General features: G+C 51.0%; 23 protein-coding genes. 12 read left to right on the top strand and 11 right to left on the bottom strand.

Annotation, left to right across the window (positions count from 1 at the left end):
* Positions 1 to 13: 13 nt before the first annotated feature.
* The 3 genes from modA to F566_RS0112055 form a co-directional block, all read right to left on the bottom strand.
* Positions 14 to 760, bottom strand: a complete 747-nt coding sequence (modA, locus tag F566_RS0112065; RefSeq protein ID WP_026179951.1) for a molybdate ABC transporter substrate-binding protein — start codon at positions 758 to 760, stop codon at positions 14 to 16.
* Positions 761 to 1,007: 247 nt separating this feature from the next.
* Positions 1,008 to 1,313, bottom strand: coding sequence for a hypothetical protein (locus F566_RS0112060; protein WP_020407245.1), 306 nt, complete (start codon positions 1,311 to 1,313; stop codon positions 1,008 to 1,010).
* Between the two features lie 192 nt (positions 1,314 to 1,505).
* Complete coding sequence (locus F566_RS0112055) at positions 1,506 to 1,973, bottom strand: copper chaperone PCu(A)C (protein WP_020407244.1); 468 nt, start codon at positions 1,971 to 1,973, stop codon at positions 1,506 to 1,508.
* Between the two features lie 140 nt (positions 1,974 to 2,113).
* Here F566_RS0112055 and F566_RS0112050 point away from each other — a divergent pair, with 140 nt between their 5' ends.
* The 3 genes from F566_RS0112050 (at position 2,114) to F566_RS0112040 (ending at position 6,314) form a co-directional block, all read left to right on the top strand.
* Complete coding sequence (locus F566_RS0112050; RefSeq protein WP_051085316.1) at positions 2,114 to 2,548, top strand: DUF4864 domain-containing protein; 435 nt, start codon at positions 2,114 to 2,116, stop codon at positions 2,546 to 2,548.
* A gap of 270 nt (positions 2,549 to 2,818) precedes the next feature.
* Complete coding sequence (locus F566_RS0112045) at positions 2,819 to 5,470, top strand: cation-translocating P-type ATPase (RefSeq protein ID WP_020407242.1); 2,652 nt, start codon at positions 2,819 to 2,821, stop codon at positions 5,468 to 5,470.
* A gap of 160 nt (positions 5,471 to 5,630) precedes the next feature.
* Positions 5,631 to 6,314 carry an OmpW/AlkL family protein gene (locus F566_RS0112040; RefSeq protein WP_020407241.1) on the top strand — a complete coding sequence of 228 codons (684 nt, stop codon included), beginning with the start codon at positions 5,631 to 5,633 and terminating at the stop codon, positions 6,312 to 6,314.
* Positions 6,315 to 6,443: 129 nt separating this feature from the next.
* Here the strand turns inward: F566_RS0112040 and F566_RS0112035 are convergent, their stop codons facing one another.
* From F566_RS0112035 to F566_RS0112010, 6 genes are all read right to left on the bottom strand, one after another.
* On the bottom strand, positions 6,444 to 8,069 hold the full coding sequence (locus F566_RS0112035; protein ID WP_026179949.1) for a methyl-accepting chemotaxis protein: 1,626 nt from the start codon (positions 8,067 to 8,069) through the stop codon (positions 6,444 to 6,446).
* Positions 8,070 to 8,386: 317 nt separating this feature from the next.
* A complete protein-coding gene (gene mmsB / locus F566_RS0112030) occupies positions 8,387 to 9,286 on the bottom strand; it encodes a 3-hydroxyisobutyrate dehydrogenase (RefSeq protein ID WP_020407239.1) in 900 nt (299 codons plus the stop codon).
* A gap of 93 nt (positions 9,287 to 9,379) precedes the next feature.
* Positions 9,380 to 10,492 (bottom strand): enoyl-CoA hydratase/isomerase family protein, encoded by a 1,113-nt coding sequence (locus F566_RS0112025; protein WP_020407238.1) that lies wholly within the window; start codon positions 10,490 to 10,492, stop codon positions 9,380 to 9,382.
* 115 nt (positions 10,493 to 10,607) lie between these two features.
* Entirely contained in the window at positions 10,608 to 11,384 is a 777-nt protein-coding gene (locus F566_RS0112020) for an enoyl-CoA hydratase (RefSeq protein ID WP_020407237.1), read from the bottom strand.
* 77 nt (positions 11,385 to 11,461) lie between these two features.
* Complete coding sequence (locus tag F566_RS0112015; RefSeq protein WP_020407236.1) at positions 11,462 to 12,619, bottom strand: acyl-CoA dehydrogenase family protein; 1,158 nt, start codon at positions 12,617 to 12,619, stop codon at positions 11,462 to 11,464.
* A 284-nt stretch (positions 12,620 to 12,903) separates the two neighbouring features.
* Positions 12,904 to 14,397 carry a CoA-acylating methylmalonate-semialdehyde dehydrogenase gene (locus F566_RS0112010; RefSeq protein ID WP_020407235.1) on the bottom strand — a complete coding sequence of 498 codons (1,494 nt, stop codon included), beginning with the start codon at positions 14,395 to 14,397 and terminating at the stop codon, positions 12,904 to 12,906.
* A 256-nt stretch (positions 14,398 to 14,653) separates the two neighbouring features.
* Between F566_RS0112010 and F566_RS0112005 the strand changes: the two genes are divergently transcribed.
* A complete protein-coding gene (locus F566_RS0112005) occupies positions 14,654 to 15,595 on the top strand; it encodes an AraC family transcriptional regulator (RefSeq protein ID WP_020407234.1) in 942 nt (313 codons plus the stop codon).
* Between the two features lie 59 nt (positions 15,596 to 15,654).
* On the opposite strand, the gene F566_RS0112000 is transcribed toward F566_RS0112005, so the two are convergent.
* Positions 15,655 to 16,083 carry a host attachment protein gene (locus F566_RS0112000; RefSeq protein WP_020407233.1) on the bottom strand — a complete coding sequence of 143 codons (429 nt, stop codon included), beginning with the start codon at positions 16,081 to 16,083 and terminating at the stop codon, positions 15,655 to 15,657.
* Between the two features lie 139 nt (positions 16,084 to 16,222).
* Positions 16,223 to 16,981 (bottom strand): phosphoribosyltransferase, encoded by a 759-nt coding sequence (locus F566_RS0111995; RefSeq protein ID WP_020407232.1) that lies wholly within the window; start codon positions 16,979 to 16,981, stop codon positions 16,223 to 16,225.
* A 279-nt stretch (positions 16,982 to 17,260) separates the two neighbouring features.
* Here F566_RS0111995 and F566_RS36310 point away from each other — a divergent pair, with 279 nt between their 5' ends.
* From F566_RS36310 to F566_RS0111955, 8 genes are all read left to right on the top strand, one after another.
* Positions 17,261 to 17,677 (top strand): c-type cytochrome, encoded by a 417-nt coding sequence (locus F566_RS36310; protein WP_033416161.1) that lies wholly within the window; start codon positions 17,261 to 17,263, stop codon positions 17,675 to 17,677.
* A gap of 149 nt (positions 17,678 to 17,826) precedes the next feature.
* Entirely contained in the window at positions 17,827 to 18,285 is a 459-nt protein-coding gene (locus F566_RS0111985) for a hypothetical protein (RefSeq protein WP_020407230.1), read from the top strand.
* Positions 18,286 to 18,510: 225 nt separating this feature from the next.
* Entirely contained in the window at positions 18,511 to 19,014 is a 504-nt protein-coding gene (locus F566_RS0111980) for a hypothetical protein (protein ID WP_157496755.1), read from the top strand.
* Positions 19,015 to 19,148: 134 nt separating this feature from the next.
* Complete coding sequence (locus F566_RS0111975) at positions 19,149 to 20,531, top strand: TolC family protein (protein WP_169334443.1); 1,383 nt, start codon at positions 19,149 to 19,151, stop codon at positions 20,529 to 20,531.
* Positions 20,528 to 22,288, top strand: coding sequence for an efflux RND transporter periplasmic adaptor subunit (locus tag F566_RS0111970; RefSeq protein ID WP_020407227.1), 1,761 nt, complete (start codon positions 20,528 to 20,530; stop codon positions 22,286 to 22,288). Before F566_RS0111975 ends, F566_RS0111970 begins: the two co-directional genes overlap by 4 nt.
* Positions 22,289 to 22,502: 214 nt before the next feature.
* Positions 22,503 to 22,922 (top strand): copper-binding protein, encoded by a 420-nt coding sequence (locus F566_RS32675; RefSeq protein ID WP_020407226.1) that lies wholly within the window; start codon positions 22,503 to 22,505, stop codon positions 22,920 to 22,922.
* Between the two features lie 119 nt (positions 22,923 to 23,041).
* Positions 23,042 to 26,218, top strand: coding sequence for an efflux RND transporter permease subunit (locus tag F566_RS0111960; RefSeq protein WP_020407225.1), 3,177 nt, complete (start codon positions 23,042 to 23,044; stop codon positions 26,216 to 26,218).
* The gene (locus F566_RS0111955) at positions 26,215 to 26,517 is read left to right on the top strand and encodes a P-II family nitrogen regulator (RefSeq protein WP_020407224.1); all 303 of its coding nucleotides are present in this window, start codon (positions 26,215 to 26,217) and stop codon (positions 26,515 to 26,517) included. The genes F566_RS0111960 and F566_RS0111955 overlap by 4 nt, the downstream gene beginning before the upstream one ends.
* Positions 26,518 to 26,520: the final 3 nt, after the last annotated feature.

Genomic DNA, 26,520 nt, shown 5'->3' with positions numbered 1-26,520 from the left:
CTCAGGATTGCCGTTATTTTGTCTTGTAACCGTAAGACGCGATAATGGAACGCGCCTGCTCGGTTTTGAGGAAGCGGAAAAAGTCGATGACCGCAGCGTTACCTTTGCCCTTCGCCAGGATGACGGCATCTTGGTGGATTGGGGCGTAAAGCTCCTCTGGAACCACCCAGGATGAACCGCCTTTGAGTTGTCCCCTGGACAAAATCTGGGACAACGCCACAAAACCGAGGTCGGCATTGCCACTACCAACGAATTGATAGGTCTGGGAAATATTCTCTCCCTGTACCCATTTGGCTCTCGTCACCTGGTTGATCCCCAGGTTTGTCAGAACCTCGACAGCCGCCGCACCGTATGGGGCAAGTTTGGGATTGGCTAGAGCGAGTTTGCGATAGTTCCCTTCTTTCAATATGGTGCCACCCTGTTCGATTGGGAGACGAGTGGACCAGAGGGCTAATGCTCCGGTGGCATAGGTGAACCGGGATCCCGGCACGACAAGATTCGAGCGTTCCAATTTTTCGGGTTTGGTCTGGTCGGCTGAGAAAAAGGCATGGAAGGGAGCACCGTGAGAAATCTGCGCAAAAAACTTTCCAGAGGAGCCAAAGGCCAGTTGGAGTTTGTGACCGGACTCTGATTCAAATTGCTTCGTAAGTTCCTGCATTGCTGCGGTAAAGTTGGAGGCAACGGCGATAGTGGCTTCATCTGCACGAGACGTGGCAGCGACTAAAAACATCCCTATAAAACACAGTACGATTCTTCTCATCGACAACTTCCGATTTTCTGATAAATACCCTTGATACATCTTCGCCAGCCTGCGGGAGAGCCAACGTTGATTTGGTCTTGCAGCGCAGAGAAGGGGATGTGCACCAGTTTCGAAACCATTCCTAATGTATGCGAAATCTTGGTTATAAAGCGTTATATACTTAACTATATAACGGAGCGGGACAAGAAGCGAGTCGGGGATTAAACGAGGGGTGAAGATAAGAGCCGGTCAGTCTCTTATCTGAATATTAGCCAGACTTGTCTGAAGGTTCTTGGACCGGGTGAAGGCTTTTATGTTGAAGATAGCCTCGCCATTTACTGATGAAAATCATATTGGGAACGACGGCAAAAAGGGCAGTTTCCAGTAACAGGCCCTGTGGAAGAAGTAAGCTGATCACCGCCAATGAATAAATACTGATCCTGAAGCAGTCCCTGCACAGTATAAAGCGTTCATGTTCAGAGAGTGCTTCTCTGGATACACGCTTATAAACCCATTGCATGAAAATACTGTTTTCTCTGCGTTCAAGCTGACGCAGTTGTGCTTCGGTCAACATGATGCCTCTCTTTGGTTTGCGGATCGGGCCAGACGTTCGTATCGAGTTGCGACTTTAGTCTAATACAACGTATTAGACTAAAGTCTAAGAGAGTGATCAAATATTAATCGTTAATAAGATAAGCAAAACTCATAGCCAGAGGACGGAACAAGTTCTCTGGCTATGAGTCAGGAAGGAAAAAAGCAGTAAAAATCAGTGGTGTTGGCGTTCGTCACCGGAAAGAGGTTGAGCGACGATGAAGGTGTCAATTTCACCGGCATTTTCGAATACCAGGGTAACCGGCATACGCTCACCAGGTCTGATCTGACGCTCAATTTTCATGATCATGACATGGTAGCCGGCCGGCTGCAGCTCAACGCGCTCACCGGAGGGTAGTAAAACTCCTTGCGGCACTGGAGACATCTCCATCATCCCATTGTTATCACGGGTCTCATGAATTTCAAACTTCTTGGCCCAGTCTCCTTTCACTGCAATGAGCCTGTCCGGTTTGTCGGTGGCATTGACCAGATTCATGTAGCCGGCACCGTTCATTCCGGGGACCGGAACCATGCGCATCCAGGGGTGATCGATTTGAATGTCCCCCTCTTTAACATCGTGGCTGAATGCTGGGTTGGCAATGAAGGCGAGTAGAATCAGGGCGGTATATAAGAGTCTTTTCATGTTTGAATTGAGTCAGTTACGAGTGATTGTTAAGTTCAGGATCAGGTAGTTGATATGGAGGAGGATAATACTCGTAAACAGTAACATAGATCAAAGTGGATATTGTCACAGTCTGTCGGATCAGCTTCTGGAGGTGCCCGATGAAGCTCTATCCATATTGTATGTGGCTCGCCCTGGTGCTGGTGGCGACTGCAGAACCCAGTCCCGCTGAAGAATACGAGTCAACGATGGAACGGGAAATGATCATTGCTGTGATCCAGACTCAGATCGATGCCTTTCAATCCGGTGATGTAATTACGGCATTCATGCTGGCTTCCCCCGATGTCAAAAGAAGTCTGATCACCGCGGAAAACTTTATTAACATGGTCCGTTATCATTACTCAGCCGTCTATCGTCCGCAGTCAGTGACCTATCTGGAACTGGAAGTGGCCGAACCTTATCGGGTGCAACACCTGATGATTATCGGGCCTGAAGGGTATGGGTGGGATGCCTACTACATTATGGAGCAACAGTCCGATGGGCGCTGGACAATCGCTGGCGTCCATCTTTTCAAGCGTGAAGATATTCCCGTCTGATTCTGAATGTATTGCAACCGACGATTTTTCAGCCTTTTCTGAGAAACTGTAAGTTTTTGTTGTTGTGGAAAAAATGATCTGGAGCAAGTTTAATTCCCAGGCATTGTTCTAGAGTAGATCCTGTTCATTCGGAATAACTCCGTTAGGTGGGTTATCCACTCCCGCAGGTCTTGGATCGAGGCCTGCTTTTTTCTTCCCCGTACTTAAGTACTACCGTATTTCGTCCTAATATGCTCAAAATGCTTTTCTGTTTTGTCATGGAGACATTTTATGTCCGGAAATTGGCATACTCTGACTCAGGAAGCCGTCTGTGCTGAACTGGAGACAACTAATCAGGGGCTAGAGGTAGAGACTGCTGATAAGCGCCTTCGGCAGTTTGGTGAGAACCGCATACCGGAAGGTAGTGGTAAGACTGTATTCAGTATCTTTCTGCGCCAGTTCACTGACGTCATGATCCTGGTCTTGCTGGCTGCTGCAGCGATCTCGGGATTGGTGGGCGATATGGAGGACACGCTTGCTATCCTGTGCATAGTTCTCATCAATGCACTTATTGGCGCCACACAACAATATCGGGCGGAGAAAGCGGTAGAAGCCTTGAGAGAGATGTCTGCACCTGAGGCGCAGGTTCTGCGGGACGGAGCGCTGCGGACATTGTCGGCAACGCTATTGGTACCCGGCGACATTGTTGAGTTGGAAGCCGGTAATCAGGTACCGGCAGATCTGCGATTGTTGATGACTGAGCAACTCGAGGTGGATGAATCTGCTTTGACCGGAGAGTCCTACACCGTCAGGAAAAATACTGACGCTTTGTCGCAAGCGAATGTGCCTTTGGGGGACCGGTTAAACATGGTGTTTAAAAGCACTCTGATAACCAAAGGCAAAGCCAGAGGCGTGGTGGTTGATACCGGGCTGCAAACCCAGGTAGGGCGTATCGCGACATTGTTGAAAGAGCGTAAGGAGGCGAAGACCCCCTTACAGGTCAGGCTGGCCAGCTTCAGTCGATACCTCGCACTGGCCGTCATTGCCATCTGCGCCCTGGTATTTGTCGCGGGATTGCTCCAGGGACAACCGGTACTGTTGATGTTTCTGACCGCCATCTCACTGGCGGTGGCTGCCATTCCGGAAGCACTGCCCGCAGTAGTCACCATATCCCTGGCGCTGGGGGCTCACAAGCTTATTCGTTTCAATGCTCTGGTACGTAACCTACCGGCGGTAGAGACCTTGGGGTCCGTGACTTTTATCTGCACGGATAAAACCGGAACTCTGACGTTGAATCGGATGACGGCAGAGAAGGTCATTTCGGCAGCAGGTGAGAGTTCTGATCTCAGCGCTATGCCGCTAAACCTGCGTGATAGTTGTGGTGCCGTCCTGGCGCTGAATAATGATGTCACTGAGAAGAACGGTGAAATCACCGGTGAGCCTACTGAGCAGGCACTGTACGAATTTGCACTGACCAATGGTTATGACCGACAGGAGATGTCAGATCGTCTGCCCAGGATTCATGCCTTGCCGTTTGACAGTGATCGCAAGATGATGACGACCGTTCATCGTCAGAATGATGATCACCTTGTTCTGGTTAAGGGAGCGCCTGAAGCGGTTATTCCCAGATGTCACCAGATAATGGGCCTGGATGGTGTCAGTGACTTCCTGAACGCAGACGATTATCTCAATACGGTTAACAGGCTGGCCCGTGAAGGTTACAGGGTTTTATCCCTGGCTATGAAGAAGCAGAGTAAAGTGCTTCTCCAAAGGCGGGAACAGATGTCAGAGGAAGAAATAGAGCAAGAACTGGAGAAAGGTCTGGTATTTGTTGCTTTGGTGGCATTGGTGGACCCGCCCAGACAGGAAGCGCCGGAGGCCGTACACGATTGTCATACGGCCGGGATAGTGCCGGTCATGATCACCGGTGATCATCCCGCCACCGCGGAGGCGATTGCCAGACGGTTGGGTATCGCACAGGACACTGATCGGGTTGTCACTGGAGCTGAACTGGCTTCTTTCAGTGATGAGAGGTTGTCAGAGGAAGTAAAAGTGGTACGGATATACGCTAGGGTCAGCCCGGATCAGAAATTAAGAATTGTTAAAGCGCTCCAGGGACATGATGAGTTTGTTGCCATGACCGGTGATGGCGTGAACGATGCGCCGGCCATCAAGCACGCCAATATCGGCATTGCCATGGGGATGAAAGGCACTGACGTTGCCAGGGGCGCGGCGGACATGGTGTTGCTCGACGATAACTTCAGCACCATTGTCAACGCGGTGAGAGCAGGTCGTCGGATCTTTGATAATATTCGTAAATTCATCTGCTATACCATGAGCTCCAACGCGGGTGAGATCTGGACCCTGTTACTTGCGCCGTTTTTGGGCCTTCCTATACCATTGCTGCCCATCCACATACTCTGGATCAATATCGTGACGGATGGACTGCCAGGTCTTGCCTATACGGCTGAGCCGGCGGATGCCAATGTTATGAAACGGAGCCCACGGTCGACGACTGAAAATATCTTTGCGCATGGCATGTGGCAGCATATTATCTGGGTCGGATTGCTTATCGGTGGATTGTCCATTGGGTCCCAGGCCTGGGCGATTTCCCGCGGGGCCGAATACTGGCAGACCATTGTATTCACGGTTCTGACGCTGTCTCAGCTGTTTCACGCACTCGCGGTCCGAAGCGAATCCCAGTCACTGTATGCCCAGGGATTGTTTTCCAATCCCGCAATGCTGGCTGCGGTAGGTTTTACTGTCCTATTGCAGATGGCGGTGATCTATACACCTATGCTTAACGGGATTTTCCATACCCATCCTTTACCGCTGTTTGACCTTTTGGTCTGTTTCGCCATTTCTTCAACTGTGCTCTGGGCGGTTGAGGTTGAGAAGTGGCTGGTCAGGAGAAACAAGCTATACGGTGGCGTCAAAATTTGACTTGAGTCATTTGCAGAAAATACAGGAGAAAAGCGAGCCACCCTTATTGATCCAGGTCATAATGCGCCAACTCCTTATTACTAAACTGCATCCTATCCAAGCTTTTAATCCATTGTTTTAAATCAAGATAGCGTATTTACGTTAAGAGGTAGGTAGCAGTATGAAACAAGCAAGTAAACTGGGATTATCCGCGTTGGCCATGGGACTGATTCTCGCATCCGGATCTGCATTGGCCTATGAAAAAGGAAACATTGTGGTACGTGCCGGACTGGCTATGGTAGACCCTCAGGATGACAGCACAGAGCTGACACTGAATGGTGCCAGTCTCGACGGAACCAGTGTCACTGTGGACGACGATACTCAACTGGGCCTGACACTGACCTATATGGTGACAGATAAAGTTGGCGTCAGTCTTCTTGGAGCTACTCCTTTCAAACATACGGTAACAGCGAAAGGTGCACCGGTCGACAATCTGAAAACCGCGGAAGTGAAGCATTTGCCACCCACGATTACCGTGCAATACTTTCCTATGGATGCACAGTCTGCGTTCCAGCCATATGTGGGCATCGGGTTGAACTATACCACCTTCTTCCAGGAAGAGCTGACCTCTGATTTCAAAGACGCACTGGGCGACGGGAATATCAAACTGGATGATTCTTTCGGTTATGCGTTGCAGGTGGGAGCAGACTATAAACTGTCCAATAACGTGGTACTGAACGCTTCAATCTGGACCATCGATATTGATACCACCGCCACCATTGATCTGGAGTCCGGCTCCCAGATCAAGACTGATGTGGATATCGATCCCATGGTTTACATGGTGGGTGTCGGGTATCAGTTCTGATACCGGGTCGTTTAACTGATCCGTTAAACATGACGGTAGATGGAAGTGAAAAAGGCGGGTGATGAGATCCGCCTTTTTTGTTTTTTAGTAAAGCCTGCCTGGGTTTCAAACTTTAAAAACGTTCAAAGATCAAAGTTTAAAGCTAATTACCACACCGGAAAGATCCTGCGCCAACTCTGCCAGTTCACTACTTGCGCCGGCGGTTCTCTGAACTCCCTCAGCAGTATGATCGGCCACATCCCGGATATTGACCAGATTGCGGTCCACTTCACGAGCGACCTGTGCCTGTTCCTCCGAAGCCGTGGCGATGCTGATATTCATTTCATTGATCTGGCCAACCATCTTCATGATTTCTTCCAGAGCCGTATCGGCGGCCTCTGCCAGGGACAAGGTTTTATGAGTGTGCTCATTACTGGCAGTCATGGAGCTGACTGCTTTGCGGGAAACCGACTGAATGCTTTCTATGATCTGTGCGATTTCCTGGGTGGATTCCTGAGTCCTGTGAGCGAGGGCGCGCACCTCATCCGCCACCACTGAGAACCCTCGTCCTTGTTCGCCGGCCCGTGCTGCTTCAATGGCTGCGTTCAACGCCAGCAGATTGGTCTGTTCCGCAATACCGCCAATGACTTCCAGTACGCGGGTGATTTCGTTAATTCGCTCAGCCAGTGCCTGTATTTCTTCGGCAGTATTGCTGACAGAGCTGGTCAATTCCACCAATGACTGACGGGTCTCTTTGACCTGATGACGTCCGTCTCTCGAAATAGATTCGGTGGACTGGGAAACCTCAGAGGCATTGTTGGCATGCTGGGCGACTTCATCAACTGCCGCTGACATTTCGGTTACCGCAGTGGCCGCCATTTGAATCTCATTATTCTGTTTGGTCATTGCGCTGGTTGAATCCTGGGTCAATTCGTTCAGGTTTTCAGAGGCAGAGTTGACCTTAGTGGCAGCTGAAGTGACCTGTTGGAGCGTGTTGCGCAATCTGTCCTGCATTTCGGCAAGCGCACGTTGCAGATCTGAGATCTCATCCTGTCCTTCTACTTCGATGGTGTGGGTGAGGTCATTGCCGGCGATGTACCTTGCGGCTTTCACGACGGCGACCAGAGGTCTGTTAATACTGCGGGTGAGAAATATGGCAAAGGCAATTGTAATCACTGCAGCCAGTCCGATGGCCATGATCATGAGTGACTTGGCTTCGTTGTAGAGTACCTGGGCGCGGGATTTTGCCGCGTCTGCGCCGGCCGCGGCAAAGTCAGACAAGGACAGGTAGACATTACGCAATTGCTCCAGGCGCACATTGCTGGCGCCGGTCATCATCTCTCTGGCTTCTTCCTTGAACTTGACCCGTGACAGCTCGATCATTTCGTCGTGAGTGGTCAGGTAGTTATTCCAGGCATCCTGCAATTTCTGGTAAAGCGCGTTTTCTTCCTCAGAGGAAATCAGTTCCTTGTAGGCGGCCATCTGGTCAAGCAGTCTTTTCTGGGCGGCTTTCATGCGCTCGTCGGCGTCGATGATTTCCTGATTGAAATCAGCCATGACATGCAGGAGTTCCTGGGTTCGGAAAAAATTGATGGATGCCTGTATATCCCCAAGAGCTCTCTGGCGTGGTAACCAGTCCTCAGCGATCTCGGCCGATGACTGACTGATTTCCCCCATCTGTTTCAAAGAAAAAAGACCAAGTCCCAATATAAAGGCCAGGGCCACCACAAATCCGGCGGCTGTCCTGATTCCTATTCTGAATCGCCTGATCGACATCTGTATTACCTCCGCAAGGCTCTTTTTATTGCTGTGAGTTCCTTCCCGGCAGCTAATGAATATCATTGCCCTGTTGCTGGGATAATCGAAAAGGCCCCAGGCTCAAAAGCAGGCACGTCTTTAAGAATAGATGAGAATAGAAGGGCTTGCGACCCGGCGTCTGAATCTGTCTCTGTCAGTAAGGGAGACCCGGAGACCTAACCGGCCATGAGTGAGTCTGATACGCGGTGGTGCCAATTCCCACCACCGCAAAGAGGAATGATGAAAGACATTACGCAAGCTCATCACGAAAGCATTTACGCAAAATCATGCAGGGATCAGGCGTTATTTTCATCCTGATAAAGCTTGAGCACGCTGGAAAAATCCAAGCCACCATTGCCTTTTGCCTTATGCATACTGAACAAGGCACGGGCCTGGGAACCCATGGGGATCGGGGAGGCACTCTGTTGACTCAGGTCCATGGCCAGACCAAGGTCTTTGAACATCAGGTTTACCTGGAATCCGCCCTGGTAATCATTAGAGGACGGAACACCTTCCATTACGCCGGGGTAAGGGTTGTATACCTGTAATGCCCAGTTGCTGCCGGAGCTTTGCTTCATGATTTCGGAAAGCACTGCAGGGTCCAGACCGTTTTTAACGCCCATGTTCAATGCTTCGCAGGTGCCGGTCATCAGAATCGCCAGCAGCATATTGTTGCAGGCCTTTGCAATCTGACCCGCGCCATGGTCGCCTGCATGAAAGATATTTTTCCCCATGCCTTCAAGGATAGGCTTGGCTTTTTCAAACTGTGCCTTAGAGCCTCCCACCATAAATGCCAGAGTGCCTGCCTTGGCACCACCGACACCGCCGGAAACCGGTGCATCAATGAACTGAAGTCCACGACCGGTACCGATTTCTGAAAGGCGTTTGGCGGTGGAAGCTTCGATCGTGGATGAGTCAATAATCAGGGTGTCTCCGGAAATAATATCGAATAGCGGATGCTCGCCCGAAACATAGAGATTTTCCACGTGTCTTCCGGCAGGGAGCATACTGATGACAATTTCTGCACCAGATACCGCCTCTGCGGCTGATCCTGCGGCTGTTGCACCAGCGTCCACGACCGGGGCCAATGCTTCCTTGTATAGGTCAAATGCCTTTACCTGATGACCCGCCTTGACCAGGTTGATGGCCATAGGGCCGCCCATATTGCCGAGGCCGATAAATCCGATTGTTGCCATTGTGATCACCTTCTTGTGTTGTTTTTATATTTACGACAATTAGCCAAAATAAGTTGCCCGGCGTAAGCCAGAACGATATACCCGTGCCAGCCTTTATGATCCGAGGTCAGCCAGCGGATGGGGATGATGATTCTGATCCCAGTAAGGGGAAAAGAAGTCATCGATGTATCGCTCAGTCGAACCATCCTGAGACACCTTTTGCCATTGGGGACGCCCATCCTTGTCTATTAAGAGCGCACGCACGCCTTCTTGGAAATCCCCCTTGCGGGAAATATTCACGGCCAGAATCAATTCACTCTGAAAAACCTCCTTGAGTGAACGATGTCGGCATTCCTGCCATTGACGATAAAACAGATGCATCGCTAATGAGCTTCCTCTGGTCAGGGTTTTTTGGGCTTTCTGCATCCACGGATCTTCGGTTCTGTAATCAAGAACCTGTTGCACCAATTGCGGTAGGCTGTCTGCATCCATGAGCTCCTGGATTTCGTCGTAATAGGTACGGACTGGTGTCTCCATTGGCCGTTGGGGGCCAGACAGTGTTTCCAGCTCTCTCAGCACTTTATCAATCACGGTTGCACCCTGTGCCCAGTCTTGATTCTGCAATCGGTCAATAAGCGTGCTTTTCAGTTCTTTGGCGATAAATCTGTCTGCCAGCCCAAGAAACAGGGCATCATCGGCATTGATCGGGTTTCCGGTCAGACCTAGGAAAAGTCCGGTTTTGCCTGGCATTCGTGGAAGAAACCAACTGCCGGCCACATCCGGAATCAGGCCGATAGAAATTTCCGGCATGGCCAGATGTGAGGTTTCGGTGACGATGCGGTGACTGCATCCATTCATGATGCCCATACCACCACCCATGACAATGCCACTGCCCCAGCAGATGATCGGTTTTTCATAAGTGTGAATACAGTGATCCAGCCGATATTCGCGGGTAAAGAAGTCTTCGATAAATTCGGAAGAAGTCTCCCCGGTCATGGCTTTGTACAGGTTGATGATATCGCCGCCGGCGCAAAAGGCTTTTTCACCCTCACTGTCGAGAAAGAAGGCCACCACATTATCATCGTGCCGGGCCTCATCCAGGCGGGCCTGTATCAGATCAATCATTTCAAGGGTCAGCGCGTTGAGAGAACGCTCTGCATTGAGCTTTATTTCCACAATGAGTTTGCCGTCGCGGGTAGGGTAGTCGTTAAACAGGATTGAACTCATACTCATGCTTCACACTGGTAGAGGGGGCGCAAGTGCCCCCGGCATTGGGTTTTTTAGTCGTTCTTTATATAGCTTTGCCTGGGCTCAGGTTTACAAAGGCTAAGGTTTCAAAAGATCAGGCGTTTTTCCAGACCGGGCTGCGCTTTTCAAGAAAAGCATTCACCCCTTCTTTCTGGTCTTCTGTATGGAAAAGATCGACGAACAGTTCACGCTCAAGGATCAGCCCCTGAGTTGGATGCTGTTTTCGGTGGCTCTGAATCAGAGTTTTACAGGCGGCGACGGCTGTCGGGCTCTGCTGTTCTACCATCTTGGCCAGCTCCATGGCTTTTTCAAAAGCCTTGCCTTCCGGAACCACTTCTTCCACCAGACCAATCTCTCTGGCTAACGGTGCCTTTACGCGTTCTCCGCATAAAATGATGCGTTTTGCCCAGCCTTCACCGACCAGCATGGTCAGGTTCTGGGTACCGCCTGCACAGGGCAGCAGGCCGACCTTGGCTTCGGGAAGTGCCATTTGCGCCTGTTCTTCCGCAACCCGGATATCACAGGCCAGGGCAACTTCAAGCCCGCCACCCATGGCATAGCCATTTATCGCAGCGATGGTGACTCCGCGGAATGCCGCTAGAGTCTCAAAAGCTGCGCCGAAATCTCTGGCCATGTCCCGGGCGACAGAGCGGTCGCCATCAGCGAAAAGCTTCAAATCCGCTCCGGCGGAGAAAAACTTGTCGCTTTCGCTGCGGATGACCAGCGCATAGATCTCTCGGTCGTGCTCCAGATCTTTAACGATCGAGGTTAACAACTGGAGGCTCTCCGCCGTCCAGGTATTGGCAGGTGGATTATTAAGTGTAACGACAGCGGTGTGTCCTTGTTTTTCTAGTATCAGGCTCTCTGACATTGGATTCTCCGGTGTTTCTACTGGTCTGGACACAGATTGTTTGCGTCCGGACCCGGTTCTTGTCTGGTTTCTGAGTTTTACAGCAGGTCCGCCGCGTCTTTCATCAGAACTCGCCTGGCGATAATGACGCGCATGATTTCATTGGTACCTTCAAGGATTCGATGAACCCGGCTATCACGCAGATAACGTTCCAGGGGATATTCTTTGATATACCCGTTACCACCGAATATCTGCAGGGCTTCATCTGCAACCTTGAACCCGATGTCGGTGGCATAGCGTTTGGCCATGGCACAGTAAGTCGTTTTATCCGGGTGATGGCTGTCCAGTTTGAAAGCGGCAAGCCTGACCAGTTGGCGTGCGGCGACCAGCTCGGTCACCATATCGGCCAGTTTGAACTGCAGAGCCTGGAAATCAGCGAGATGTTTGCCGAACTGTTGGCGCTCATGCATGTAGGTACGAGCCTGGTTAATAGCTGCCTGGGCCGTCCCGAGAGAACAGGTGGCGATATTGATTCTGCCGCCGTCCAACCCCTTCATGGCGATTTTGAAACCGTCACCTTCATTGCCCAGCAGCGCGCTGGCCGGAACGATAACATTGTCAAAGGAGACCATACGTGTAGGCTGACTGTTCCATCCCATTTTGTCTTCCGGACGGCCGTAACTGATGCCTTCGGATTTGGCGTCAACTGCAAAAGCGGAAATGCCTTTGGCTCCCTCTTCTCCGGTACGAGCCATGACTACCAGCACATCGGTGCTGCCGGCCCCTGAAATAAACACCTTGCTGCCATTAAGGATGTAATGATTATTGGCGCGTTTGGCGGAGGTTTTCAGAGACGCGGCGTCGGAGCCGGCATTCGGTTCTGTCAGGCAGTATGAGCCCAGCTTTTTGCCTTCGGTCAGCGAAGGACACCAGTGGGCCTTGGTTTCCTCATTGCCAAAGGTGGCAATCATCCAGGTGGCCATGTTGTGAATGGTCAGATACGCGGTGGTTGAAGTACAGCCCATGGCCAGTTGCTCAAACACAATACTGGAATCCAGTCGGCTCAGACCGAGGCCGCCGGCGTCGGTCGGGGTATATAGACTGCAGAACCCCAGTTCACCGGCTTTACGGATAGTATCTACGGGAAAGATATGGTTTTGATCCCATTCGGCGGCGTGGGGGGCCAATTCATTTTTGGCGAAAGCCTGGGCCATATCCGCATAGGCGATCTGGTCTTCAGTAAGTTCGAAGTTCATTCATCACTCCTGTATGGAAGGCCTGGGGTGGCGGGGCCGTCCATCTTGTTATTTTTACCGTGTCCACATTGGGCAGCGTGTCGGCATTGGGTCACAATGCGATCACCTCCTGGGGGCAGATGAATTATCCACCGACCCGGGGAGTTTTATCCATTGAATCAGGAGTGAGTTTATAACTGTCACTCCTGGTTGTCTGCCTGACAGAGCAGTGCTCTTTGTCAGTTGGAACTGACCTGGTCAACGAATTGATGCTTCCTGACCAGTGTCGGTTCCATAGACATACATTATTTTAACTGGATCGTCGTGTTAACCCCGGTATCAATATCTTCTTCAAACCAACGTGCTGTGATGGTTTTGGTCTCGGTGTAAAACTTCACTGCCTGTTTTCCATAGGCGTGTTGGTCACCATAGAAAGACTTGCGCCAGCCGGTGAAGGAAAACATTGGAAGCGGCACAGGGACGGGAATGTTAATCCCAACCTGGCCGACTTTGATCTCATGCTGGTATTTGCGCGCAGCTGCACCAGATGATGTGAAAATCGAGGTGCCGTTTCCGTATGGGTTTTCATTCACCAGTTGAATGGCCTCATCAATGGAATCCACTTCCAGAGCAATCAGTACCGGACCAAAGATTTCTTCTTTGTAGATGGACATATCTGTGGTGACGTTTCGGAACATTGTTGGCCCGACCCAATTGCCGTCAGGGTAACCTTCGACCACATAGTCCGAGCCGTCGAGAATACAATCAGCGCCAGCCTCTTTGCCTTCCTGGATAAAGTTGAGTACCCGTTGCTTAGCCTGCGGGTTGATCAGCGGACCGTAGCCTGCGCCGGGGTCATTCCACGCCCCTGGACGAACTTTGGCCAATGCATCTCTGACTTCTGGAATCCACTTTCTGGACTCACCGACGAAAACGGCTACTGAGATGGCCATACAGCGCTGACCTGCGGCACCGACGGAGGCACCGGCGATATTGTTGATCACCTGAGTTTTGGAGGCATCCGGCATCACCACCATATGGTTTTTGGCGCCGGCAAAGGCCTGGACGCGCTTCAAGTGCTCAGTGCCGGTACGGTAGACGTGCTCACCAACGTTGACTGAGCCAACAAATGAAATTGCAGGAGTGCCCGGATGTTTCAACAATTGATCTACCACAGACTTGCCACCGTGTACGACTTGAAGTACGCCGTCCGGGGCTCCGGCTTCCTTAAACAATTCCGCCAGACGGGTAGGAGTCATTGGGTCCTGTTCGGAAGGCTTGAGTACAAAGGTGTTCCCGCAGGCAATTGCCATTGGAAACATCCACAGGGGAATCATTGCCGGAAAGTTAAAAGGGGTAATCCCGACGCATACACCTAACGGTTGGGTGTAGCTGTAGCAGTCAATTTTACGGGCCACATTTTCAACGGTTTCACCCATGGTCAGAGACGCAATATTGCAGGCATGTTCAACCACTTCGATGCCCCGCCAGACATCACCCTTGGCATCTTCAAATGTTTTGCCGGTTTCCTGGGACAGTAGCTCCGCCAGCTCATCATGATGTTCTTTTAACAGGGTCTGGTAGCGCAGCATTAAACGAGCCCGGTCACCAACGGAGGTTTCCTTCCAGCTTTCAAATGCGGTCTTGGCCGATTGGATTGCCTGTTCAACCTCTGCACCGGTGGCGCAAGGCACTTGGGCAATGGTTTCCTGGGTGGCAGGGTTGGTGACAGGAATCAGTTCCTGTGACTGGCTGGTGACAAATTCGCCGTTGATAAATAGGGAGATCATCCGGGACATACAGTGCATCCTCTGTTTTTTGTTTTGATAGCCAACATTTTTATCATGACTGCCAGCGGGGGAGGATTGATAATCTTGTGGTAATCATGGACTATATTGCGCTTTACAGGTTAAAAAATAGTCTGGTGTGAGGTTCGGTTCAATTGTTCATCCCTGGTTCGCCAACTATTAGCAGCACTCAGCGAAATTGCTCGTTGCAGACAGATTGCAGGCTTTTGACCTGCAGCTTTTTCGTCTGTCACAAAGGGAGGTCGTTATGAGTACCCCGTCAAGCTGGCCTTTGCCACCGGGCAGCATCCGCTTTGTGGTACCACGTCCGGTGGTTCAACAAATGGCGCATCATCCTCTGTCAATGGGGTTGTACCCCCAGGGGATCGGTTATTATCGAAAAGCGGCCGGGCACCACATGGAACGACCGGTGCATGACGACCACTTGTTGATATATTGCCTTGAAGGCAGTGCGGTGGTCGGTACAGGTAATAAGGAATCCCTCGTGCATGGTGAATCGAAAGGAAATAGTGCGGGAAAAGTCATAAGGGCGGGGGATTTTTTGATATTGCCCAGAGGGACGCCGCACTGGTATCAGGCCAACCCCCAGACTCCCTGGACCATCTACTGGGCGCATTTTGACGGGGCGGAAGCTGATGAGTTTGTCCGTCATCTGGCCCCGGAGCAGGGTGCGGCTCCCATGATTCATTTCTCGTTGGGCAGTAGTGCCAGAGTCGTGGGGGATTTTGAAACCTTACTGGAGATCAGGCAGGCGACCTATCACCTTAATGCTTTTATTAATGCAGCGAATCAACTCAGGGGAATCCTGACACATATTGCGCTATTGAAACCTCTTGCGCGACACCAGGATACCGGAGGGCGGTTTGACCTGGAACGGGTCCACAGTCTCATGCTGGAAAGTGTGCATGGCCAGCTGGATTTATTGTCTTTGGCCAATGCGGTGAATCTGTCGAAATTTCACTTCATCAAAAAATACAAGGAGGTGACCGGCACTACGCCCATTGATCACTTTATCCGATTAAAAATCGAGCGAGCCTGCCATCTGCTGGATGTTACCCATCAGAGTGTCGGGCAGGTCGCTATGGATTGTGGGTATCAGGATGCCTACTATTTTTCCCGGGCATTTAAAAAGGTGATGGGAGTGAGTCCGCGGGAATACCGAAAACTACGCACGGGGGCTTATGCCTGAGGCATTCGTAAAACCATCCACCGCGCGCACCGAGAGTCTTCTTGGCTTCTCATTAATATTCATAGCATCTTAGGTAGCTGGGCCCGTATTTCCGATACGGAATGAGTCACCAGGTTTTTCTGGACTTCTGTTTTAACGGTGTTGCCAACATTGGTGCTCAGTTTTTGCCTGAGCAAACCGAGAAATGCCGGGCTGCAAATCAAATGAAGGGATTGAAATTCCTGCTGGTTAAAGGCCTTGTCCAGGCGATCGCTCAGTTCACCAGCAAACTTTTCCTGCTCGTGTTTTTTTGCACTGGGCTGTTCGTAAGTCTCAGTGTGACTGCCGGAACCGTTTTTACCCATTCCGTTGCGGTCGGTTACCAGGTCACCCTCATGCAGTCGGTTGAAAGGATTGGTAAAGGCTTCTACTTCGTTAAATTCTTTGACTGAGTTGGAAGAAAATATCCGGGCAACACCCCCGTTGGCTACCAGAATCCAGGCTGTCATAGTGATCTCCTCAATATCGTCGGTTGAGGCTTTATGTTCAAAAAAACGGATACCACTCTTTCCGGGTTTGTCACATTAGTGTAAGCCTCAATGTAAGGCAGGGCCAATTTTCCCTTTCCTGATGATGAATTAGCTTCTGTCAGTGTCGTTGTTGATGTTTCCAGGTATTCGCCAGCAGAGCCTTTACTTCACTATCGGTGGTTTGGGTAAAGTCGTCATACCAGCGACTGATGGCGAGGAAGTCCCGTGGCGTGGCCAGGCAAATAACTTTATCGACTTTGGTGCTTATGCCGGCGACCACCGCTTCAGGGGCGACCGGAACGGCGACCAATAAACGATGCGGTTTTTGGCTGAGGACGCTGTCTATCGCAGCCATCATGGTCGCGCCGGTCGCGATACCATCATCCACCAGGATTACCGTGCGGTCTTCAATAACGGGCGTGGGACGCCCTTGCCGATAGGTGGATTCACGTCGGTGCAATTCCTCTCTTTCGCTTTGTTCCACTTGCTCAATCTCCGAATCAGTAACGCGACTCATGGCGATGACATCGTCATTCAGGACACGAATCCCCCCAGTGGTAATGGCTCCCATGGCCAGTTCCGGGTGCCAGGGAAGGCCGAGTTTTCGGACAATCATCAGGTCAAGCTCCGCGCCCAGTCGTTCAGCAATTGGCGCGGCTACCGGCAGCCCCCCGCGCGGTAGCGCCAGTACCAGTACATCAGGATTGGGTTGTGTTTTAGTGAGGTCTGCAGAAGGCTTGATTACCATATCCGAGGCGAATGGGTGAGAAGTGCTGGCCGAGGGGCCTGAAGAAACAATATCAGAGCCTGCCAGAAAGGTTGATATTGCATCAGCGAGACGCATTCCCGCATCTTTTCTGTTAGCAAAAGTCGTCATGGCAGGCACCTCCGATCATCTGCGCGCACGCTGATGAGTTCTGGTTCGCGGGTAACAGAAAACACGATACTCTCAGAATAACAGGTGTTGAATGAGATGGGGTGAGTTATCTCAAAATTAGTCCGTGTTGGTGCAGACTTGTTTTAGGCGAGGCATAGAATAAAATGGCCCGACGCATTGGTTCGGCAGAGTCGTTTTGCTTGAGCCGATTCTGGAATCCCCGATACTTTCCTCAATATCGAGTATTCCTGTTTATTTGACTACAAGGTCCTTTTTATTATGAGAATTGATCTCTCAGTAGCCCGATACTTGATTCTGGCTGGCACTCTGACGGGATGCTCCGAACCTGCACCGCGGTGGTACACCGAACACGATGTAGCATCAGGGGGAAAAGTTTATGAGAATAACTGTATTTCCTGCCATAACGCAGACGCCACGGGGACTGAGCGGTGGAAAAAACCAACAGAGCAGGGACACTACCCCCCGCCACCGTTAAATGGAACCGCACACACCTGGCATCACCCCATGCCTGCGCTGTTGCAGACTATTAATGAAGGTGGTGCACCCTATGGAGGTGTCATGCCACCCTTTAAGGATGTCCTTGGGGATTATGAGAAAAAAGCTGTTATTGCTTATGTGCAAAGCTTTTGGAGCGATGATATTTACCAGCGCTGGGAGAGCCTGCACAAAGAATAAAGTAAGGTGCACACCTGTATGTGAGTCTTTGTAGAATTTGATTCCCCCTTGAAAGACCTTTCTTGAAGCTCAACGTATAGTTGCTATAACGTTACGCGGTCATCCTGTTCTCAAAGGTTGACTATAATGGAAGTAAAAAGGGGGAATCTATGCAGGCTGAAACTCTGAGAGACGTCCTGGACTGGACCATCAACTTCCATCGGGAACTTTCCCAATGCTTGAGTCAGGGAGCCAAAATCGGTGCCGACGAACGCTCCGGCATGTTGCTGGATTATCTCGCTCAGCACGAAAATTCGCTCAAGAAAGTCGTTACGAGAATAGAGCAGGAAACCAGTAAAAACGCTCTGGATACCTGGTGCTACGAATATTTGGAAAAATACCCAGTCACCCGCAATCAACATTGTACCGTCGCTTTTGGCGACCTGAATGCCTCTCAAATCGTTGAAGTGGTTATGGAGTATCATCATCAGGTCATTGAGCTCTACCGTTTCCTTCACGCCAAAGCCCCCACCGACGACACCCGCGAACTGCTCGATGCCCTTTGCCAGCTTGAAGAACATGAGGCTATGAGCATGGCTCAGGGGGCCAATCGGCTGGAGGATATGTAGCTATTATTGTGTAAACCAGTTTATTTGAATGAAAGGCTTAATCGAATGATAGGCGTCCGGAATCAGGAGAGTTTATCGCGTCCGGACTCCGCTCTTCTCAGACGTTAAAGTACAGCCAAACATTAAAATACAGAAAGGCAACATCATATTTGCTTGACCGGTTTCGGGTGATCTGAAAAACTTCTCCGGACGATTTCTGATATAGCACAACGAAATATTGAATACATGACAATACACATGGCCCATCAATTCAGTCGCCGCCTGGTTAAGCCGTTCGTGCTTGTGTGGCTGCTGTGCCAGAGTATGTTGTTGTGTGCTGCAGGAATATCTGAATCATCTATGGCTTTCGCCGGCATCTCAAAGAATCAGGCAACTGTTTTCACTGCTTCCAGCGATGAGAAAGCTCCTGATCTTATGATCAACCACCATGCTGCCGCTCATTTCATGAATGCTTCAGACACTGGAGCAGAAGTGGAGTTGACGGCCGCCATGAATCATCATGATGTCTCCGGCCATTCTGCACAACCAGGTGAAAATTGCTGTGGTGAGGACAGTCAGTCCGCGACCATCGCCTTGGCCTCACTTGCACCTGTCGCCGTTCTATTTGCCGTCTTCTGGCTGATCAGTCTCATCACCCGTCGTATTTCAGTGTCACGCTGGTGGCAAGCACCGACGGCTGGTTGTCATTATCCTCGTTTCCACGTTATTAACTGTTCCTATCTGCACTAGATCCCGGTTGGTTTGACCAACAATCCCCCTGTTGATTAATTCGCAGACAGAGGCATAGCCCTCTATGCTGAGTTATGTCTTCAGGAAGGACAAAGCGTTTAAATTTTAAACTGTTAACCGGGATGTTTTTCAATATGTATGTCGATCAATCGGGCCCATCTCTATGGAGGATGCGTGCCGTCTGCCGTGCTCTTGCCGGTGGTCTAATGCTCGGGTTCAGTGTCGCAGGGCAAGCTGCACTGACCATTGAGCAGGCGCAAAAAATGGCAATAAGCTCAGATGCTGGTATCAGGCAGGTGCTGCAATCTGCCGAAGCCATGAAATCTGACGCCGTCGCCAAAAGCCAGTTACCGGACCCAGTGTTAATTCTGGGTGGGCAGAATCTGCCAACAGATTCATTCAAGTTCGACCAGGAACCGATGACCCAGTTAAGGGTAGGGATTCGTCAGATGTTTCCCCAGGGAGACAGCCTTTCCCTAATGGAAGACAAGATGTCACTGCAGGCTGAGGCAATGTACAGCAATGCAGAAGTCCGTTACCTGCAGGTCAACCGGAATGTAAGAGGGATCTGGCTCGAAGTCATGTACTGGCAACAGGCGCTTCAGGTGCTGGAACAGGATCAGAAGCTGTTTGAACAACTGCTTGATGTTACGCGTTCCCTCTACAGTGTTGGTCGAATTCAGCAAACAGATGTCCTGAGAGCTGAGCTTGAGCTGAGCCGGCTGAACGAAAAACTGATCAAGGCCGGTAAATCACAACAGAAGCAGAGAATACGTCTCTCTCGCTGGATAGGGGAGCAGGCGTTTGTTGACTGGCCTGAGCAAATGCCCCTCCTGAACCTCCCGGATATTATCGACAGCCGTCAGGTTTCGGCGGCTCCAAGAGCATTGCCCGAGCCTCTTGCCAGGAAATTAAGAGAACATCCTCTACTCATGACTATGGACCGTCAGGTGGCTGAGGCCGAGGTCGATGTGGCCCTGGCAGAAAACCAGTATGACCCTGCATGGGGCGTCGAGTTGAGTTACGGCTATCGGGATGGCCAAAACCCGGATGGCTCCGATCGCAGTGATTTCTTCAGCGCGGTGGTCACGGTGTCTATGCCAATTTTCAGCAGCGTAAAACAGGATCAGGGCGTTCGGAGTTCTAACTATCGCCAGAAGTCCCGAATGTATGCGGTAGATGACCAGTTTCGGCAGATGAATGGTGATGTCGCAGAGCTGCTTACCCGGCTGAACCAGACCGAAGAGCAACTGACCCTGTTCCGTTCAGAGATTATCTCCAAGTCCAGACAGCAGGCAGAGGCGGCCTTGTCAGCGTATCAGTCGGATGCTTCAGGTTTTGGGGAAGTGATGAGGTCCTATCTCAGCGAACAAAAAGATCGTCTGGATTACAGACGCCTGCTTGTGGACCGTCTTCTGGCGATATCGGAACTGCAGTACTTTTTCCCCTCACAGACCTCTGACCTCACTCAAAAGTTCTCTGAACTAAACAACCAACAAGGAGAATCTTTCAAATGAAAGCACTGGGTATATTGATCTTGGTGGTTGCTGCATTCGGCGGTGGCTTTTTAGTTCAGGGGTATCTGGCCGGAAACAGTACCGGTATGTCCGGAGCTGATACCGAAACCGCCGCCTCAGAAGAGAAGAAGCCGTTGTACTGGGTTGCGCCAATGGATAAGAACTATCGCCGTGACAAACCCGGAAAGTCGCCTATGGGCATGGATCTGGTTCCGGTGTATGAGGAGGCCGCACCTGATGACGACAGCGGTGCCGTCAAAATATCACCGGTGGTGGAGAACAACCTTGGGGTCAGAACAGAAAAAGTGACCCAAAGTGCCCTGTCACTGCCGATTCAGACAGTCGGCTATGTCACGTTTGACGAAAGCAGGCTGATGCATATTCACGGTAGGGTTGACGGCTGGATCGAGGTGTTGAATGTGACCAGCGAAGGTGACCCGGTGCGTCGTGGTCAAACGCTATACGAGCTGTATTCTCCGACGCTGGTCAATGCCCAGGAAGAGTATCTGGCAGCAGTAAGAAGTAATAACGCTTTATTGAAGCGGGCCTCCAAAGCACGGCTTGAGTCTTTGGGGTTGAGTTCATTGCAGATTTCTGCGCTGGATAAGCGTGGACGTGTGGAACAGCGCATCAAAGTAAGCGCTGAAGTGGATGGCGTAGTCAGCAAACTCAATGTGAGACAGGGAATGTTTGTTAAGCCTGCCACTGAAATTATGTCTATAGGTCCACTGGATCCGGTGTGGGTCATCGCTGAGGTGTTTGAACGTCAGGCCAGCTGGGTCAAACCGGGGCAACCTGTCGCCATGCAGGTGTCTGCCATTCCCGGGAAGGTCTGGGAGGGGAAGGTGGATTACCTTTATCCGGTATTGGACAGCAAGACCCGAACCCTGAGAGTGCGGGTTCGTTTTGATAACCCTCAAGCGTCTTTGAAACCCAATATGTTTGCGGATCTGACCATCTTCGCAGAGGTGGCGGATAATGCCATCAGCATACCCAGAGAGGCGCTGATTCGCGGAGCCCGTTACGACCGGGTTGTGATCAAGAAGGACAACGGCTCATTCAAGTCAGTACTGGTCACTGCAGGCCCGGAAGCCGATGGTCGGGTTCAGATTCTTGAGGGCCTTTCTGCCGGACAGGAGGTGGTAACTTCTGCGCAATTCCTGATTGATTCCGAATCCAACATTGATGCCGAAGTGGCGCGAATGGAATCTCGTGAGAAGGAAATGGAGATGGAAGGCGAATCTGAGCAAGTAGTGATGGCCACAGGAGTAGTGCAGTCGGTAATGACAGATATGGCCATGATTTCAGTCACCCACGATCCGATTGAAGCCTGGGACTGGCCGACCATGAAAATGGACTTCGAAGTTGATGAATCTGTTTCCCTGGAGGGACTGCAGGCAGGTCAGAAAATTGAGTTTGAGCTGGCCAAAAAAGGCGACTGGGAATATCTGATCCAAAGTATTAAAGGACAAAGTATTAAAGGGCTGGCTATTAAAGACCAGGGAGCTACTGCAACGGCCGAAGTGACGGGCGTATTGGCCACCGGCGAAATCAAAGCCCTGGTACCTGATATGGCAATGATTGATCTGGTTCATGACCCTATCCCCGAGTGGGAGTGGCCAGCCATGAGAATGTCATTTCAGGTAGAAGACCCGGCTTTAATGGACACGCTAAAAGCGGGCGAGAAAATCCGTTTCAGGCTCAGAGAAACCGAGGAGGGCGATTACATCATGTCAGATCCGGAGAGGATCAATTGACAATCACCATCCGGGGAGGATGGCGATGCTCTGTACTTGCAGGGGGCCTCAAACAATCCCGGGTGCTCAAAAAAGGGAGGGGCAAAGACGCCTGCCCAAATGATGCGAGAAATCACTCCAGTCAATAACCCAAACCCGGTGGGCAACAGGGCTTCCCGTCTACCGATGATGAAAGTGATATGAAAACCAAATGAAAAGAACGAGGAGAAATTCAATGTTCAAAGTTAAGAAAACGTCTTTTGTTTCATTCAAATCGGCTTCTGTAGCTCTGTTGTTAGGCGCCACCCTGATGGCTGGGGGGGCACATGCAGACGAGGGCAAGGGAGAACACATGATGGAGCATGGCGAGATGATGAAGAACGACCAAATGATGGAAGGGCATGGCATGTCTGAAAGCCAACACCGCGAAGTAATGGGTGTCGGTATGGTCAATAAGATTCACGCTGACCGTCACATGGTGAACATCAGTCATGAGCCGATTGCGGAACTGAAGTGGCCGAAAATGCGGATGAACTTCAAAACGGATAGCGATGTGGATCTGTCCTCTCTCAAATTGGGCCAGAAGGTACAGTTTATGCTCGAAGTGGATGGGGATAACAATTATCTGATCAGAGAAATCAAAGTTGTTGAGTAGTCAACGTTATAAAACATAAACCGGTTTTAGGCGTGACTCGGGGAGGATGTGGAGCCTTCCACCCCTCCCCGGACTCCTGAAGCGTCAACACACCCCATTTTCAAAGGTTAGGGAATCCGATGATAGCTGCGATTATTCGCTGGTCGATTGTGAATCGATTTTTTGTACTTCTGGCAGCATTTATTCTGCTGGGGGCTGGGTTTTTTACCCTGCGCAATACCCCTATAGATGCCATACCCGACTTGTCGGATGTGCAGGTCATCATAAAAACGTCATATCCCGGGCAGGCGCCACAGGTTGTGGAAGACCAGGTGACCTATCCGTTGACCACAGCCATGCTGTCGGTGCCGGGGGCGACCACGGTTCGGGGATACTCGTTCTTCGGTGATTCCTATGTTTATGTCATCTTTGAGGATGGTACCGATCTGTATTGGGCCCGCTCCCGTGTCCTGGAATATTTGAGTCAGGTGGCAGGAACTCTGCCCTCATCGGCCAAAGCTCAACTGGGGCCAGACGCCACTGGTGTCGGCTGGGTTTATGCCTATGCCCTGACAGATAAGAGTGGGAGGCATGATCTTGCGCAGTTAAGAAGTATTCAGGACTGGTTCCTGAAATACGAATTGCAGACGGTTCCGGGGGTGTCAGAAGTCGCGACCATCGGAGGAATGGTGCGCCAGTACCAGGTGGTGGTCGATCCTAATCGATTGAGAGCTTTCGGTATCCCCTTAAATCTTATTCGGATGGCTATTCAGCGGGCGAATCAGGAATCTGGTGCCTCGGTGATCGAAATGGCTGAAGCGGAATACATGGTAAGAGTGACCGGTTATCTTGAGTCAAAGGAAGATCTGGAACAGGTTCCACTGGGGCTGAATCAAAATGGTACGCCGGTATTGTTGCGTGATATTGCTGAAATTCGACTAGGCCCTCAAATGCGCCGAGGCGTTGCCGAACTGAACGGTGAGGGAGAAGTGGTCGGTGGCGTGGTCGTCATGCGTTTTGGTGAGAATGCCCAGAAAACGATTGCCGGCGTTAAGCAGAAGCTGGAAGAGCTCAAGCAGGGGCTACCTTCCGGGGTGGAGATCGTACCCACCTATGACAGGTCATCTCTGATAGAGCGGGCGGTCAACAACCTCTACGAAAAATTGATCGAAGAGTTCATTGTTGTGACTCTGATCTGTGTGCTGTTTCTGTTTCATATTCGCTCTTCTCTGGTGGTGGTGTTCAGTCTTCCGCTGGGTATTCTCGCCGCCTTTATTGTCATGTATCAGCAGGGGTTGAACGCCAATATCATGTCCCTGGGCGGAATTGCGATTGCCATTGGCGCAATGGTGGACGGTGCCATCGTCATGATAGAGAACGTTCATAAACATATGGAACGCACCGAACTGACCGACCAAAATCGGTGGCAGGTGATTGGACAGGCCGCCAGTGAAGTGGGGCCTCCCTTGTTCTTTTCACTATTGATCATCACGATGAGTTTCCTGCCGGTGTTTACTCTGGAAGCCCAGGAAGGCAAATTATTTGCCCCTCTGGCGTTCACGAAGACTTATGCCATGGCGGCCGCTGCAGGTCTTTCCATCACGCTGGTGCCGGTACTGATGGGTTACTTCATCCGGGGCAAGGTACTTCCGGAGCATAAGAATCCTCTGAACCGAGTTCTCACTGCCTGCTACCGGCCTGTAATAAACGGTATTCTGAAAGCCCCCAAAACGGTTCTGTTGTTTGCCGTTGTCGTCATGGTGCTTGGACTCTGGCCAGCGACAAAACTGGGTTGCGAATTCATGCCGCCACTGGATGAAGGCGACCTGATGTACATGCCGACCACCTATGCCGGTGTGTCTATCGGCAAGGCCCGCGAAATTCTTCAGCAGACCGATAAGCTGATTGCCACGGTACCAGAAGTGGAAACCGTCTTCGGTAAGATTGGCCGTGCTGATACCGCCACTGATCCAGCACCTTTGACCATGATCGAAACCTTCATTCAACTGAAGCCCAGGGACCAGTGGCGACCCGGTCTCACTTCGGAGGGGTTACGAAAAGAACTGGATCAACTGGTGAAATTTCCAGGGCTGACCAATGCCTGGGTAATGCCCATCAAAACCCGGATCGATATGCTGTCTACGGGAATCAAAACACCGGTGGGAATCAAGGTGGCCGGTCCTAGCCTGCAGGAAATCGAAAAAATTGGTAAGCGTCTGGAAGAAGTGTTGCCCCAGGTTGAAGGGACCGCCTCGGTTTACTCTGAGCGAGTTGCCGGTGGGCGCTACGTCAAAGTGGATATCGACCGCGAGAAGTCTGCCCGCTTCGGTTTGAATGTTGCCGATGTTCAGGACGTAGTTCGTACGGCGATCGGTGGTATGACTATCACTGAAACCGTAGAGGGCCTGGAGCGTTATCCGGTGAATCTGAGGTATCCCCAGCATTATCGTGATTCTGCTGAGCAGTTGAGGCTGCTGCCGGTAGTGACACCGTCAGGTGAAAGAATTGCCCTGAGCGATGTGGCGAATATCTACGTCAGTGATGGACCCCCCGCTATTAAATCGGAGAATGCCCGACTGAACGGTTGGACTCTGGTGGATATCGAAGGCCGGGATCTGGGCTCTTATGTGGCGGAAGCGCAACAGTTGGTTGCCGAACAGGTTGATCTGCCGGCAGGTTACTCAATCGCCTGGTCCGGTCAATATGAATACATGGTCAGAGCGAAGGAAAGATTGATATTGGTTGTCCCGTTGACGATCGGCATTATTGTCCTGTTGCTGTACATGAACTTCAGGCGTTTTGGTGACGTTCTCATCATCATGGGAACCCTGCCGTTCGCGATTATCGGTGGTCTCTGGTTGATGTACTGGATGGGTTATAACCTGTCTGTCGCCGCTGGCGTCGGATTTATCGCGCTGGCAGGTGTGGCGGTTGAAATCGGTGTCCTGATGCTGGTGTATCTGAATCAAGCTTTTGAGAAAGCCAAAGCAGAAGCCACCCATCAGGGGCATGTCATCACTGTGGAAGATCTGCATAAGGCAGTGCTGGAGGGTGCGGGTTTGAGAGTGCGGCCGATCATGATGACCGTGTGCGCGATCATCATTGGCCTCATACCGATCATGTATGGCACCGGAACAGGTTCAGAGGTCATGCAACGTATCGCCGGCCCTATGATCGGAGGAATGGTCAGCACGGTCATTCTGGCGCTATTGGTGATACCCGCCATTTATTTTGTTTCCAGGCGTTACGCATTGGTTAAGCAGGGGAGTCCTGTCAGAAATAATGAAATGTCCACGGCAAATGAGGTGAAGGCATGAGCTATGTACGTGTGAGTTTAATGGTCCCTTTACAGAAAGAGCAGGAGTTGGAAGAGGCTCTGAAACAGGTCGAACTGGTGGGCATGGCGGTTGTCCATTGTCGCGGCTATGGCAGCCATCCAAACTTTTACTTCGCAAACTGGACCATGGAATGCGCCATGTTTGAAATATTCCTGGTCCAGGAACACATGGAACAGCTCAAGCAGAAAATAAAATCTGTATGCCCTCCCGGCAGTGACAGCGAGGGAATCGCAATAGTGTCAGACGTCAGGGAGATTCAAAGAGTATCTGATATCTGATCG

It is taken from the genome of Hahella ganghwensis DSM 17046, from assembly GCF_000376785.1.
Lineage (GTDB): Bacteria > Pseudomonadota > Gammaproteobacteria > Pseudomonadales > Oleiphilaceae > Hahella > Hahella ganghwensis.
The sequence above is the reverse complement of the archived record's forward strand: the minus strand, read 5'-3'. Positions and strand labels throughout refer to the sequence as shown.